Source organism: Streptomyces sp. NPDC059256 (assembly GCF_042753785.1).
GTDB lineage: Bacteria > Actinomycetota > Actinomycetes > Streptomycetales > Streptomycetaceae > Streptomyces.
In genome coordinates this window covers 178,061-192,303 of the sequence record NZ_JBHYZO010000012.1, presented here as the reverse complement: position 1 = coordinate 192,303, position 14,243 = coordinate 178,061, and the positions used below count along the sequence as shown (strand labels likewise).

The window sequence follows — 14,243 nt, the reverse complement described above, 5'->3', positions numbered from 1 at the left end:
GTGAGATGTGTATAAGAGACAGGAGTGGAGCACAGCCCGCGGCTCTGTGCGTTGCCGTGCGCCCGCGTTTCCACGGGTTCCGGGCAGGTGTCCGGACAGATGCAGCGCCAGGCCGGCTCACTACCCCAACACACGGTGACCGTCGTCCGGGACCGACCATTTCGAGCCGCCTCAGGGCCCGGGCGGCAACACGCCCCCTACGGAGCGAGTCCCGCTGCCCTGTCCGTACGCGGATACGCAGATCGGGCTGGCTCGTACGGAGAGAACTGGTCCGTACGGAGAGAACTGGTCCGTACGAACAGGACGGACACAGAACGGACAGAGGCGAGCCCGGGCCGCTCTGGTCACTCGACACCGGCCAGCGCGTTGAGGGGGAACTCCACGCCTCAGCGTCAGCGAGGAGCGTTCATGAGGTCAGCGGCGGCCGGGGGCCGGACTTGCCCGTATCGCCGGGTCCCGGGCGTTCGGAGTTGGTCCCCTGCTGGCGGCCCGCGTCCTCGCGGATGACCTCGCCGGGAACGACCTTGCCGTCGGGCCGGTGGATCCTGGCCTGCTGGTAGGCATCGCCGATAGTGCCCGGCGATGCGGCCCGCACGCGTCGCTCCAGCGACCTCTCGACCGAGCGGCGGAGGACCGAGCGGACGGGCGGAACGAGCAGCACCAGCCCGAGCACGTCGGAGATCAGTCCGGGCAGCATGATCAGCAACCCGCCGAGCATCAGGAACCCGTTGCCGTCGCTCTTGGCACCGGGATCGCTCGGGGTGCCCGGCTGCGCCGGCCCGCCCTGTTGGCGCTGGATGGTCTCGGAGAGATTGCGGAACGCCCGGCGACCCGCTCGCTTGATGACGGCGGCCCCCAGGATGCCGCCCGCGATGAGCAGGGCCAGTACGGTCAGACCGCCCGCCGCGGCGGCGACGAGGGTCAGCAGCCAGATTTCCAGCACCAGCCAGGCGACCAGGGCGAGCGGAATGAAACTGCGGGCGCGGGAGCGCTTGGGGGCTGTCGGGGGCGTGGCGCCGATCGTCATGTCACCAGTGTGCCTGGACGTCCGCCGAAGCGGCGTAAGGGGGTGATCAAGAGGATCACCACCACGGGCCGGAAGGGGTTCCGGATCGCATCGGCACCGGGCGGCGGAGACGGCTCCGGACCGTCAGAGCGTCTTACGACCGCGCAGCCGGTTCGCCCGGTCGTTGAGGCCCCAGCCCGCGACGCGCCAGAGGGCTTCCACGGCGATGTTCCGGTTCATCTTGGAGTCGCCGAGCTCCCGCTCGACGAAGGTGATGGGGACCTCCACCACGTGATAGCCGGCGGCCACGGCCCTGCGGGCGAGGTCGACCTGGAAGCAGTAGCCCTGGGAGGCGACCTCGTCGAGTCCGAGGCCCTTCAGCGTCTCCGTGCGGAAGGCGCGGAAACCGCCTGTGACATCGCGGATCGAGAGTCCGAGGAGCAGTCGGGAGTAGGTGCTGCCGCCACGGGAGATGAACTCGCGGTACTTGGGCCAGTTGACCACCCGGCCGCCGGGCACCCAGCGTGATCCGAGGACCAGGTCGGCGCCCTTGAGCGCGGTCAGCAACCGGGGGAGCTCCTCGGGCTGGTGGGAGCCGTCGGCGTCCATCTCGATGAGCACGCCGTAGCCGTTCTCCATGCCCCAGGCGAAGCCTGCGAGGTAGGCGGCGCCGAGCCCTTCCTTCCCCTTGCGGTGCAGCACCTGCACCTGGGGTTCTTCGGCAGCGACCTCATCGGCGATCTTGCCGGTGCCGTCGGGGCTGTTGTCATCGGCGACGAGGACGTCCGCATCGGGTACTGCGGCGCGCACCCGGGAGACGATCTTCTTGATGTTCTCGGCCTCGTTGTAGGTCGGAATGATCACCAAGGATCTGCCGAGCGGCCCGTACCGCTTCCCCTGGGCTTCGCTGTCCCTAGCGCCGTCGTTCACTACTGCCCCTTTTAATGTCCGTGCACAGAACCCCACCATAGCGAGCGGGCCGCGCCGGCTCACGACAGCACGGACCTGGGGTGTCGTGCCCGAGGTCCGTGCTGGTGCGTGGTGCGGGTCGGCCCGGTGGCGGCAGGTGTCACCGGTGGTCCCAGGGACGGTATCGCGAATGGTGCGGATCGGGGCCCGGCGTCCTTCGGGCCGGCCTGGGACCCGCTGGCTGCGGGTCGACCGAGAGCCGTTGTCTACTGAACGCCGGACCCCATCCGGGTCGCACCAGCCGGCCGGCTGAAACCTTCCCTCGCCCCCGAGGCGCGGGTGCTGGACCTGGCTCCCAGTGGCAGTGCCCCGGTGCGGCGCACTGCCCCCTGGCCCAGCGGCGTTCAGCGACTGCGTGGAGATCCCACCGGCCGGACGTCCTGTGGTGGACTCGGCCGAACCTACCCGCCCGTGGGCGCTCCATGTCAACAGTCATGCGATCTGCGCGGTTTGCCCATTTCGGCCGGATCAATACCGAAGATCCGCAGGTCGTGGCCGAACGTCACAGACAGTAGCGCGCCGTACGAAATGTCCGTACGTCACTCGTTCGGCCGGTCAAACACGGTCCGCCCGGAGACCACCGTGCGCAGGCAGCGCGGCAGTTCACGGCCGGGGGTGAGATCGGGCAGACCGGGGGTGCCGGAGCGCGGGTCGGTGGACCAGCGCGCCACCCGGTCGTCGGGGGCCTGGACCACCAGTTCCTCGGTGCGCCACACGGCGTAGTCGGCCGGTGCTCCGGGCACCAGGACACCGGCGTCGTCCCGGCCGGCGGCCCGCCAGCCGCCGCGGGTGTGAGCGGTGAAGGCGGCCCGCACCGAGATCCGGTGCTCGGGGGTGCGGTGAAAGGCCGCGGCCCGGACGGTGCCCCACGGATCGAGCGGGGTGACGGGACTGTCGGAGCCCAGCGCCAGGGGCACTCCGGCTCTGAGCAGCGCGGCGAACGGGTTGAGCGTACGGGCCCGTTCGACGCCGAGCCGCTCCGCATACATGCCATCCTCGCCGCCCCAGGCGGCATCGAAGGCGGGCTGGACGGAGGCGGTGAGACCGAACTCGGCGAAGGCCGCGATGGTTTCGGGCGTGAGCATCTCCGCGTGTTCGATGCGGTGCCGAGCGGCCCGGACCCGGTGCGGACCGACCAGTTCGGCCGCGGCGCGCACACCCTCCGTGACCGTGGTGAGCGCGGCGTCGCCGATGGCGTGGAACCCGGCCTGGAGGCCGGCCTCGGTGCAGGCGGCGACGTGTGCCGCGACGGCGGCCACATCCAGGTGCGCCGACCCGGTGTGGGCGTCGGCGTCGGCGTAGGGGGCATGGAGGCAGGCGGTATGGGAACCGAGGGAACCGTCGACGAACAGGTCTCCCGCGGCGCCGACGGCGCCGAGTTCCTTGATCCGCTGAGCACCCTTCGCATCCGCGATGCGCTCGGCCCAGTATCCGACCACCCGAGGCCCCGCGCCTTCCGCGGCCAGGGCCAGCAGGGCGGTGAAGTCCTCCTCGTCGGAGATGTCGGGCCCGGCGCACTCATGGAGGGTGCCGATGCCGAGGGAGGCCGCGCGGTCCAGCGCGGCCCGCTGGGCAGCCGCCCGCTGCGCAGGGCTGACGGCCTCGTGGGCGGCGGCTCGTACGGCGTGGTGGGCCGCCGCAGTGAGCGGTTCGTCGGGACGGTAGCCGGTCAGCCCGGTGACCTCGGGAACGAGGTCGAGCAGGGCGGTGGTGACGACGGCGGAGTGCACGTCGATGCGGGTCAGGTACAGGGGCCGACCGCCGGTCGCGGCGTCGAGTTCGGCGCGGCTGGGGTGACGCCGCTCGGGCCAGCGGGCGGCGTCCCAACCATGGCCGAGAAGGACCTTGTCCGCGGGGTGTGCGGTGCTGTGGTCCCGTACCAGCCGCAGGGCGTCGGCCAGGGTGCTGGCGTCGGACAGATCGAGCCCGGTGAGGGCGAGCCCCGTGGCGGTGGTGTGCACGTGTGCGTCAGTGAACGCCGGGGTGACCAAGGCGCCTTCGAGGTCGACGACCTCGTCGACGCCGCCGGCGAAGGCATCGGCGGCCCCTTCGGAGCCCACCCATGCGACATGGCCCCGCTCGATGACCATCGCGGTGGCGAAGGGGTCGGCCGGGCTGTGGACTTCCCCGCCGCGCAGCAGGGTGGTGCGCTGTGCGCCGGGGACGGTGGTGCTCTCGCTCATGGGGCCAGCCTAGGCACTGGCCTAGATACGCGGTGGGCGGGCCTCGTAGGGAGTCGAGAGGACGACCGTGGTGCGCGTGGAGACGCCGGCGAGGGAACGGATGCGGGTGAGGAGGTTCTCCAGTTCTAGGGGCGTGGAGACCCGCACCTTGAGGATGTAGTTCTCGTCCCCGGCGACGCTGTGGCACGCCTCGATCTCCGGCACGTCGGCCAGGCGTTCGGAGATGTCGTCGGGGGCGCTCGGGTCGAAGGGCTTGACGGAGATGAACGCGGTCAGCGGCAGCCCGACCGCCTCGGAATCGACGACCGCGACATAGCCCCGGATGACTCCACGCTGCTCCAATCGGCGGACTCTTTGATGCACCGCGGAAGTGGACAGGCCAGTGGCCTTGCCCAGGTCTGTGTAGCTCATGCGCCCGTCTTTGACGAGCAATTCAACGATCTGACGATCCAGCTCCTCCATGCGGATCAACCTAATTCCCCAGGTCGGCTACGGCACAGTCATATGCGATGCCGGAGGGCACTGATGGCCACCATGTGACGAACGCCACACGATTGGCGCGCCCTTGCCCGTGACCGGATGGTTATGCGCCCGCGCGGATGGGAAGTGCTTGCTGTGGTCGAGGCCACATGTGCCTGATTGGCCCACCCGAGGGGGAGATCCCATGCAGAACGTCAGGAACATCAACCGTCATCAACCGGAGCCCCTCGATGTGGCTGAACCCGGTGAGGCGGATGAGCTCGATGCCTATGACACCTTCGAGATGTACCGCGTGATCTGCCCGGACTGCGTCCAACCGATCGCCCTGCTGGCGGGCGAGGACCTGCTGCCGGAGCACGCGCTGTGCCCGACCCCGTGGAATCCGTTCGGACTGACCGTGTGCAGCGGCACCGGTCGAACGGCAGCGCAGGCGCGGCCCGCCGATGAGAACCTCGTGGCCCAGGAGCAGGAGATGGGACTCCTGCTGACCCTGCCCCAGGGACTCGACTGGCGGATGCAGCCCTTCTCCCACGTCGGCGGCCCGGAAACCCGACCGGTTCGGGTGCCCCCGATGCGCAGCCGCCGCGCGGCCTAGAGCCCCCGCCGCTCGCTTCTCCGTAGTTCCCTTGCCCCACACGTGCCTTCACCATGGCAGCCGACTGGCGTGGTGCAGGATCCGTCGACACGGGCTCTCGGGCCCGGTCGCGAACGAACACCGGCTCCACCCCGACTCACCTCTCTCCACCCGCGGGCCGTGGCCCTGCCACTCGGCGTGAACGCCTCGCCCCGTCGAGCCTGCCCGCGTCTGCGCACCCCATGCCCCGTACACCCGGATGAGTGCCGGGCCGTGCTCACTCGGCCCTGTGCCGACGCGCTCCCGGATCGCCGGAGACCGTGCCACTGAACGGGCACGCCTCGGCCCCGACAGGATCTGCCGGGGCCGAGGGTAGTGCGGGACGATCAGCGGGACTCAGGGCCGATCAGATGACGGGCGATCACCATGCGCTGGATCTGGTTGGTGCCCTCCACGATCTGGAGCACCTTCGCCTCGCGCATGTAGCGCTCCACCGGGAAGTCCAGTGTGTAGCCGTAGCCTCCGAGCACCTGTACGGCGTCCGTGGTGACGCTCATCGCCGCGTCCGTGCAGAACAGCTTGGCCATGGCCGCCTGGCGGGAGAAGGGCCGCTGCTGATCGTGCAGTCGGGCGGCGGCGAGGTAGAGCGCACGGCCCGCCTCTATCCGGGTGGCCATGTCGGCGAGGAGGAAGCGCATCCCCTGGAAGTCGGTGATCGGGCGGCCGAACTGGTGGCGGCCGGAGGCGTAGTCGACCGCCTGGTCCAGCGCCGCCTGGGCAACGCCGATCGCGCAGGCCGCGATGCCGAGCCGCCCCGCGTCGAGCGCGGACAGGGCGATCGCGAAACCCTGGCCCTCGGCGCCGATCCGGCGGGTGTCGGGCACCCTGACTCCGTCGAAGTGGACCTGGGCCGTGGGCGAGCCCTTCATGCCCATCTTCTTCTCGGGGGCCGCTGCGCTGAGCCCCTCGGCGTCACCGGGTACCAGGAACGCGGTGATGCCCCGGGGGCCCTCCGCACCGGTGCGGGCCAGGACCGTGTAGAAGTCGGCGATCCCGCCATGGGTGATCCAGGACTTCGTACCCGTGATCACCCAGTCGTCGCCGTCGCGCACCGCCTTCGTGCGCAGCGACGCCGCATCCGACCCGGAAGAGGGTTCGGAGAGGCTGTAGGCGCCGAGGAGACCTCCGCCGAGCATCGCCGGGAGGTGGGCGGTCCGCTCCTCCTTGGTGCCGTAGCCCGCCAGGGCATGGCAGGCCAGGGAGTGGACGCTGACCCCGAGGCCCACGGTCAGCCTCGCAGCGGCGAGCTCTTCGAGGACCTGGAGATAGACCTCGTAGGGCTGGTCCCCGCCACCGTACTCACCTTCGTACGGCAGGCCGAGCAGACCTGACGACGACAGGAGGGTGAAGAGTTCGCGGGGGAAGTGCCCCGCCTCTTCCTCATCGGCTGCACGGGGGGCGATCTCCCGCTGGACGATGTCTCGCACCAGGGTGATGAGGTCCCTGGACTCCTCGGTGGGCAACTGACGTTCCACCGGCTGCGGGGCGCGGTCGGACATTACGGCGCTCTCCTCCCTCTACGGGCGCTGCGGCGGCGCGCGAAGGGTGAAGCGCGCCTCGCCGATCTTGCTCTCCAAGGCCGTTAGTACCCCTCCGGATCACGGAAAAGCCCTGCTGACGGCCGTGGCGGGTTGAGTATGCCCGATCAGCGCCCTTCCGTCACGGGTGCGATGGAGCGCTTACCGTCGACCCGGTCGGGAGGCAACAGACTCCCCATGGGAAGCCGCGCGACGCGTGTGACGCAGGAGGCTGACGCGAAAGGGCCCTGGGGCGCCGATACGGTGGGGCATGATCTCCTCGGCCCGGACACCCCTGCTGTTCCTCGATGTCGACGGACCGCTCATCCCCTTCGGTGGGACCCGGCAGCAGCGTCCGGACGGCTACCCGCTCTACGGGTCGGCCTCGATGCGTGCCACCCACTCGAACCCCCTGCTGGCGCGGATCGACCCGGCCCACGGGCCCCGATTGGCCGCCCTCCCCTGCGAGTTGGTGTGGGCCACCAGTTGGATGGAGGAGGCCAATGAGTGCGTGGCCCCGTGGATCGGTCTGCCCGCCCTGCCCGTGGTCCACGGGCACCCGCACTCGTCGGCTCGGGAAACGGACACCTGGGGCGACCGGCACGGCAAGGCCCCGGCCATCGTCGAGTACGCGGCCGGGCGGGCGTTCATCTGGGTCGACGACGAGATCACCGAAGGGGATCGGACCTGGGTTGCAGCCCACCACAGGGGGCCGGCCCTACTCCATCGGGTCGAGGCGCACCGAGGGCTGGTCGAAGCGGACTACGCCGCGCTGCGGGCGTGGTTGCGCACCACAGGGGACACCACGCCCACGGACCCGGTCTAGGCACATTGCCCAGCGGTTTTTCGGACAGATTGGCGATGCTCGCCGTTGGGCACTCCTCGTCACTGTCCCAGCGTGCCGCTACTGTCCTCGCTCGTGTCCGAACTCTCCTCGCACCTCAGCACAACGGCGGATGCCTACGATGCGATCGCCGTGGTGTACGCCGATTCGTCCGTAACGCGCTGGATGATTTTCCGCTCGATCGCGCGGTGCTCGCCGCATTCGCCGAACTAGCGAGGGAGGGAGCGACCAGGCCCGTCGCCGAGTTGGGGTGCGGGCCCGGATGGATGACGGCGCACCTGCGGGATCTGGGTCTGGACGCCTTCGGCATCGACCTGTCGCCGGTGATGATCGATCTCGCCCGGAAGGCGTACCCGGATCTGCGGTTCGAGATCGGCTCGATGCACGCCCTGGACCTGCCCGACGGAGAACTGGGCGCCATTGTGTCGTGGTACTCGATCATCCACACCCCGCCGCGGATCGTGCCTTCGATCTTCGCGGAGTTCCGTCGGGTCCTCGCACCCGACGGCCATCTCCTGCTCGGGTTCTTCGAGTCGGATGGCGAGCCGGTGACGGAGTTCGACCACAAGGTCACGGCCGCCTATCGATGGCCGATCGACGACCTCGCGGAGTTGGCGGGCGCCGCGGGATTCGTCGAGGTCGGCCGCATGCTGCGCGGGCCGCACCAGGACGAACGGTTTCGCCGGGGTCATCTGCTGATGCGTTGAGACGAGCAGTTCGTCCGGCCCGTCCGAATGCCCGCTGGCTCCGAGAAGCGCTCGGGTGCGGACCGACGGTGCGTGGCCACTCGCCGGTGGGTCGAGCGGGCCCGGTCGGCCAGCGGGGCCGTCTCAGGATCGGCAGGGGGCCTGGCGGTCGCCCGACGGCTCCCATGCGTCGCAGTACTCCAAGCGCATCTCGCGCGCACGGCCTGGCGCGGCACCTTCGGGGCGGAGCGCCGTACGGAAGTCGCGCCGATCAGTCCGATCAGCCCGATCAGCCCGATCAGCCGCATGCTCGGGACCTCGGTGCGCCACGTCCAGGAAGTGATGGGCGCTCTCCCTGAAGGTCTTGGCGTTTCCGCTCATCAGGAGCGTCTCGGCGTGGAGGTGTTGGTGGAAGTGGTCGACGCTCTCCCGCGAGCGCCGGGCCCTGCGGCCCATCGCGAGTGAGGTAGCGGCGCCCGACGACGCGAGGGTGACCGTCTGGACCCGTCCGGGGTCGAGCCGTCCGCGCACCTCCTGCCAGTGCGAGGGGGCGAACGGAAGCGAGCGGTGATGCAGGACGAGGTCCAACTGACGTGTGCCGGGTCCGTCCAGTTCCCGGGTCGGGTTGGGGTTGCCGCGGAGCGGAAGGTGGATCAGGGACCGGGGTGAGGTCGCCGCGAGGGTCCACAACCCTCCGATGTGCTCCGCGGCTTCCTCGTCCAGATAGGCGCCCAGATGTCGATCGTGATCGATGAGTACGGCACGGAGCAGTCGTCGGGCGGGCCGGATGACGATGAACTCCTGCGACCCGAGGCGCGCTTGGTGGACGGTGATGCGAAGCTTCATGGGTTCTCCGGGGACACGGTGAATCACGAGTTGGCCCGAGGACAGCCCGGCGGCCGGGGCTGAACCCGTGGAGTCTGGTCAGAGAGGTGGGGCGGGACTGGCGAACATCGACGGGGTCCGGCGGCGGAATCGGTGGGGCGTACGGGGCACGGCTGTCGCCCTCGGCCCCAACTGTTCAACATAGCGGTGGCGTTGGGCGAGCTGACACGCGGCTGGCAGGCGGGGCCCAAGGGGGTTCGGATCGAGCACGCGGTTCGGGTCGGGTTCGCGGTTCGGATCGGGCACGCGGATCGGGCACGCGGATTGGGGGCTCGGTTCGGCGCAGCTCGGCCAGGGGCTCGGTTCGGGGCGGGCGCATGGCCGGTCCCCGGTCAGCAGGGCGTTCGTAGGCCGGTGAGCACCTTGCGGCGTCCTCTCCACTCCTCCGCGGGAGGAGCCGTGGCTCCGCTGCGATGGCAGCCCCGGGTGATTGGTCCAAACCATTGACCCAATGGTCTAGTCCTCCTAACGTTTGCGGCAGCGTACAACCGCGTTCCCGCTCATGCGTCAGACGGCCGACGGCCCTTTCCACCCGGCTCTCCCTCCCCCACGAGGAGACGTGATGTCCGCCCCCCTCTGTCCGTACGCCCGCTCCCGAACATCACCCACCGGAGCCGGCCCCACAACCCCGCGGAAAGAGCAGCTCGCCGCCGTTGCCGTGGCAGCAGCCCACAGGGCTGGGCCATGGGAGCGAACCACCCCCCGGGAACGAACAACTCCGCTCGATCTCTTCGCCGAATTGACCAGCGATCCGGTCGATGCGGTCCATGCGGTCCATCCGGGCACCATCCGAGCAACCATGTACGGTCGCAACCACTTCGATGAGCAGATGGCGTCCCCCGGAGGTCCTGTCCGGACGGTTCCACGCGACCAGCCGCGCCCGATGGGACCATCCGGATCGGCAGACGGGGCAACCGGCTGCGAGTCCGTCCGGGACACCGTGGGCCAGCCGTGTCCACGAGGTGATTCCCCTCGTCAACCGAGCGGCCTAGCCACACAGAGTGGGCCGATCCGCGCGATGTGCTGAGTGGCGCGCCGATGGGGAACCCACACCGCTCCCCCACCCGCCGCCGTACCTCCGTGTCGGCCGGACGCCCGCCGTCGACACCGGACGGAAGGACCTGCCCCGGAACCTCCCCCGCGCCGGGAGCCGGCGCGAACCTCCCTGGGCCATGTCTGTCTCATCCCGCCTGGTCTGCGACGCCCGGCACGCACTCCCCCTGTGCCTGGCGGCACGGGATGCGCACTCCGCCTGCGGCCCGCTCTGCTGCACCGCACCGATCCCCATGGATCGCAGCGCCGAACGCCCGGTGTCGGACGCCTCCGGTTCGGGTTGCGGACGACTCGGTTCCGACTGCTCGATCGTGGCCGGGGTGGCCCGCAGCAGCCGCGTCAGCAGATCGGCGACGGAGTCCTCGATGACCGCGAGGTAGTAGCCGCACTTGCTGCCGAAGTAGTCGTAGATGAGCCCCTTGGCGACGCCGGTACTCCGCGCGATGTCGTCCATCGACAACGCGTCGTAGGAGGTACGGGCGAACAACGTCCTCCCGATCGCCAGCAGTTCGGTACGGCGGGTCCGCGATCGCCCGGTGCTGCGACGGCCTCCACCGATATTCACTTCTGTCCTTGCCCCGAACTGACAGAGGATCGCGGCAGTATCGCAGACCGTCCCGCGGCGGCTTCCCGGGCTCCCCCCAGCGGATCACGAGCGCATGGAGAGCCGTATTCGCCCCCACGCACGGGAGACAAGCCTTGTCGTTCCGCATCACTCCACTCATCGATCCCAGCCCGCCGGCCGCCAGCCGCCGACTGGTCTTCCTGGCCTTGGACGCCTCCGGTTTCCCCGTCGGATCCGCCTCGCTCAGGCTGTTCACCTCCGCAGGTCAAAAGCATCTGGCCGAGCTCGATATGAACGTCCACCCCGTCGATCGACGGCTGGGAATCGGAAGCCAACTGCTGGAGGCGGCCGTGGCCCGGGCCAAGGAGGAACACCGTAGGAGCGTCGTGGCGCAGGCCGACGCCGGTTCGCCAGGCGATGCCTTCCTGGCGGCCCGGGGCTTTCGCAGGGTGCTCACGCTGACCTTCGCCCGTCTGCCGCTGCCGCACGTGGACTGCGACGCGCTCGCCGAGCAGTTGGAGGAACCACGCCCCGGCTACCGGCTGCTGTCCTGGCTGGGAAGCGTGCCGGACGAGTTGGCCGAGGACTTCGCCGCTTCGCGCAGTGCCATGGACGACATGCCGATGGACGGCACCGACTACGGCACGGTGGCGTGGGACGCGGACCGGGTGCGGGCCGCGGCCGGGGTGATTGGGGAACGGGGCGATCTGCTGCGGACCGTCGCCGTCGTGGACGAGGTCAGCAACAGGATCGTCGGATTCACCGAACTCGTGGTTCCCGGGGACGGCCGGGGCGATGCCCAGCACTACGGGACGGGCGTCCTACCGGAGCACCGGGGACGGGGGCTCGGCCGGTGGATGAAGGCGGAGTCGATCCGCCAGGCGCGGGCGGACCATCCGGGGCTGGGCGGGCTACTGACGGACACCGCCGAATCGAACACGCCGATGCGTCGGATCAACGACGCGCTGGGCTATGCGCCGACCCATCGCGCATTCGAGTACCAGTTGGACCTCTGAGGCGCGGCCCCGGACGCAGGGCCCCGGACGGGTGGCGTATTCGAGGGGTCGTCCGGGGCCGTATGAGGAGGACTGCGGTTCCCGCCCGGGGTCACTCCGTGCGCAGCGCCGCGGCCGTACGGACTCGGGCCGCCCAACCGGCCGGGAGGAGCGCGCCCAGCACGGCGATCACGACTGGTGATTCTGGCGTACGAGACGGGGCTGATCGCCCCCGGGGACACCGCACGGCCGCGCTCGACCGAGGACGAGCTCTCCGGCGGAACCGGCCCGAAGAAGCACTGACGGCGCGCCCTGGGACCTCTGGCACGGAGGATCCAGTGGCGGGGAGAACGGCCCGTGGCCCCGCAGCGCCCTGGAGGAAGGGCGCTGGCTAGAGCAGTCCGAGCTGGGTGACGAGCATCGCCAGGACGACGACCAGGGTCCATCCGACGATGTGTTCCAGCACCCGGGAGCCGTCATCGGGCCCACCGGTGCGGGTACGGGCGCGGGTCTCGCTGGCGTAGGTGTTCATGGGCGTCTCGCTCTGTCGGCGGGGTGCGGGTCGGCTACGACGGGCACGGTGACCCGACCAATGTGCCAGCGGCTCCTCCCGATGGGTAGAGACGCAGATCACCCCGCCGGAAGCCTTCTCGATCGGATGGCGGCCCGCGGCCGACGACTCCGTACACCGCAAGGGCGGCCCGCCCCCGGAGCGCGGACCGGTGGCAGACCGCTGTGCCGTAAGACACGTTCATGGGCGCCGCCCATGAGTGCGCAGTGCCATCGACCGGCACCGTGCGCAGTCGTCCCCCGGTCGTCCGGCGTGCCGGGGACCAGGACGGGCCGGTTCTCCGAGAGCGCGCCTCCCGGGTCGGTCAGCGCACTCCGAGGGAGGTCAGAACCCGCCGCTGGGCCCCGTTGATGCGGTCGGGCCAGTAGAGGTAGCACACACCGCCCGTTCCGGAGGTCACCTTCCCCTTGGCGTCGTACCGCTTGGTCCGCAGCCACACGTCCTCGAACTCGCGGCGACGGTAGACCCTGCGGACGGCCTCGTTGTCGGGGGCGGCCGGGTCATGGGCGATCACTTCGCCGTCCGGGGTGAAGCCGATCACCGCCATCAGATGGCCTGCGGTGCCGTAGCCCGCGCCGGTGAGTTCGCCCGCGAGGAACGACTGCGAGGTGATGACCGGGATGCCGACCCGGATGAGGCGCTCCAGGTCCGTGAGGGAGGAGAGCCGGGTGACGACGGCGTTCATCTCACGGTAGGTCGCCGCGTAGGCGGCGTTGAACGCCCAGTTGCCGCACCCCTCGTACTGGTGGTCGAAGGTGAACCGGGCGGCGTGGCAGACCTGGGGGTCGTCGAGGTCGGGCTGGACCCAGGCCAGTTGTTGCGCGGTGGGACGGCGTCCCCAGAACTCGATGACCATCTGCGATGAGGTGGGGCTGCACCATGCCTCACCGCCGTTGTCGTACTGCGGGTACCGACCGAGGTGGGTGTTCTGGGAGTAGCGCGGCACCGCCAGTTCACGGGCGTGCCGCGGTGGTGCGGCCGGCACGGTGAACCGGTCGGGGACCGCAGACGCCATCGCGCCCAGCCTCCGTACGGTGGGCGTCTCCCGGGTGCCGGGTCGACGGTAGAGGGTCAGCCGCAGCCGGTACGCCTCGATCCACAGCCCGCTCGCCGGGTCGTCGATGGCCAGGGTGTCCGTCCAGACCGATGCCCTGCCGTCCTTCTGACCGTCGACGGAGGCACGTCGCACATCCTCGTCACCGGCCGCCCAGCGGCCCATCACCAGCCAGGGGGACTCGGTGGAGTCGGAGTAGGCGGCGCGCAGTTCGACCTGGAGCCAGGTGCCGGGTGGGGTGTCCGCGTTCCAGGAGGGGATCAGTTCGGTCGCGGGCACCCGGCAGCGGTGTACGGGCGATTCCCAGGTGGCGTACTCCCAGGTCTCGGTCCTTCCGGTGTGCGGATCGGTGTGGTCCACGGTCCCCACCGGTCGGGCGATGGCGACCGCGGGCCGTCGACCGGGGACGGTCCGCACCCCCGCCGCCGTCCCTCGGTGCCAGTCGAGGAAGGAGGTCCAGAGTCGGAGGTCCACCTGCTGGTCCCGCCCCCGATCCATGGCCGCGGCTCCCGTCGGCTGCGGCAACGCGGGCGTGGCGGCGGACAGGGTCCCCGCCCCGGCCGCCACCGCGACGGCGGCACTCAGGAGGGTTCTGCGCGAGGTCGCTCTGGCCATCGGGCCCCCAAGTCAGGTGCGTGGCATGTGCATGGGATACGCCGGGGCCACTATCGCCGCTCATGGGCCGGGATTTCCAGCACTCCGCCCTCGCGTCCCGCCACCAATGTGAACCGTTTCCGGCCGCGACGGGTCCGGCGACCCGAGCTCGGGGCCGCGTCGGGTGGGTGATCGGGTACGTCCTAG

12 protein-coding genes and 1 pseudogene are annotated in these 14,243 nt (G+C 70.3%); 4 read left to right on the top strand and 9 right to left on the bottom strand.

Features of this window, described 5'->3' with window-relative positions; all coding sequences use genetic code 11:
• Positions 1-406: 406 nt before the first annotated feature.
• From fxsA to ACFXJL_RS24395, 4 genes are all read right to left on the bottom strand, one after another.
• Positions 407-1,027, bottom strand: coding sequence for an FxsA family membrane protein (gene fxsA, locus ACFXJL_RS24410; protein WP_358879149.1), 621 nt, complete (start codon positions 1,025-1,027; stop codon positions 407-409).
• A 123-nt stretch (positions 1,028-1,150) separates the two neighbouring features.
• Positions 1,151-1,936, bottom strand: coding sequence for a polyprenol monophosphomannose synthase (locus tag ACFXJL_RS24405; RefSeq protein WP_358879150.1), 786 nt, complete (start codon positions 1,934-1,936; stop codon positions 1,151-1,153).
• 578 nt (positions 1,937-2,514) lie between these two features.
• Complete coding sequence (locus ACFXJL_RS24400) at positions 2,515-4,158, bottom strand: amidohydrolase (protein WP_358879151.1); 1,644 nt, start codon at positions 4,156-4,158, stop codon at positions 2,515-2,517.
• A 21-nt stretch (positions 4,159-4,179) separates the two neighbouring features.
• Positions 4,180-4,620, bottom strand: coding sequence for an Lrp/AsnC family transcriptional regulator (locus tag ACFXJL_RS24395; protein ID WP_358879152.1), 441 nt, complete (start codon positions 4,618-4,620; stop codon positions 4,180-4,182).
• Positions 4,621-4,822: 202 nt separating this feature from the next.
• On the opposite strand from ACFXJL_RS24395, the gene ACFXJL_RS24390 reads away from it, so the two are divergent.
• Positions 4,823-5,233, top strand: coding sequence for a hypothetical protein (locus ACFXJL_RS24390; RefSeq protein ID WP_358879153.1), 411 nt, complete (start codon positions 4,823-4,825; stop codon positions 5,231-5,233).
• A gap of 365 nt (positions 5,234-5,598) precedes the next feature.
• Here ACFXJL_RS24390 and ACFXJL_RS24385 read toward each other — a convergent pair whose 3' ends face one another.
• Positions 5,599-6,771 carry an acyl-CoA dehydrogenase family protein gene (locus tag ACFXJL_RS24385; RefSeq protein ID WP_384695588.1) on the bottom strand — a complete coding sequence of 391 codons (1,173 nt, stop codon included), beginning with the start codon at positions 6,769-6,771 and terminating at the stop codon, positions 5,599-5,601.
• Positions 6,772-7,060: 289 nt separating this feature from the next.
• Here ACFXJL_RS24385 and ACFXJL_RS24380 point away from each other — a divergent pair, with 289 nt between their 5' ends.
• Both ACFXJL_RS24380 and ACFXJL_RS24375 read left to right on the top strand, forming a co-directional pair.
• A complete protein-coding gene (locus ACFXJL_RS24380; RefSeq protein WP_384695585.1) occupies positions 7,061-7,615 on the top strand; it encodes an HAD domain-containing protein in 555 nt (184 codons plus the stop codon).
• A gap of 93 nt (positions 7,616-7,708) precedes the next feature.
• Positions 7,709-8,340 (top strand): annotated as a pseudogene (locus ACFXJL_RS24375) (class I SAM-dependent methyltransferase).
• Positions 8,341-8,463: 123 nt separating this feature from the next.
• Here ACFXJL_RS24375 and ACFXJL_RS24370 read toward each other — a convergent pair.
• On the bottom strand, positions 8,464-9,165 hold the full coding sequence (locus ACFXJL_RS24370) for a hypothetical protein (RefSeq protein ID WP_384695583.1): 702 nt from the start codon (positions 9,163-9,165) through the stop codon (positions 8,464-8,466).
• A 1,027-nt stretch (positions 9,166-10,192) separates the two neighbouring features.
• A complete protein-coding gene (locus tag ACFXJL_RS24365; protein WP_384695580.1) occupies positions 10,193-10,822 on the bottom strand; it encodes a TetR/AcrR family transcriptional regulator in 630 nt (209 codons plus the stop codon).
• Positions 10,823-10,956: 134 nt separating this feature from the next.
• Between ACFXJL_RS24365 and ACFXJL_RS24360 the strand changes: the two genes are divergently transcribed.
• Positions 10,957-11,838, top strand: a complete 882-nt coding sequence (locus ACFXJL_RS24360; protein WP_358879159.1) for a GNAT family N-acetyltransferase — start codon at positions 10,957-10,959, stop codon at positions 11,836-11,838.
• A 370-nt stretch (positions 11,839-12,208) separates the two neighbouring features.
• Here ACFXJL_RS24360 and ACFXJL_RS24355 read toward each other — a convergent pair whose 3' ends face one another.
• On the bottom strand, positions 12,209-12,349 hold the full coding sequence (locus ACFXJL_RS24355) for an SCO1431 family membrane protein (protein WP_358879164.1): 141 nt from the start codon (positions 12,347-12,349) through the stop codon (positions 12,209-12,211).
• A 343-nt stretch (positions 12,350-12,692) separates the two neighbouring features.
• Entirely contained in the window at positions 12,693-14,057 is a 1,365-nt protein-coding gene (locus ACFXJL_RS24350) for a peptidase C39 family protein (protein WP_384695576.1), read from the bottom strand.
• Between the last annotated feature and the right edge of the window lie 186 nt (positions 14,058-14,243).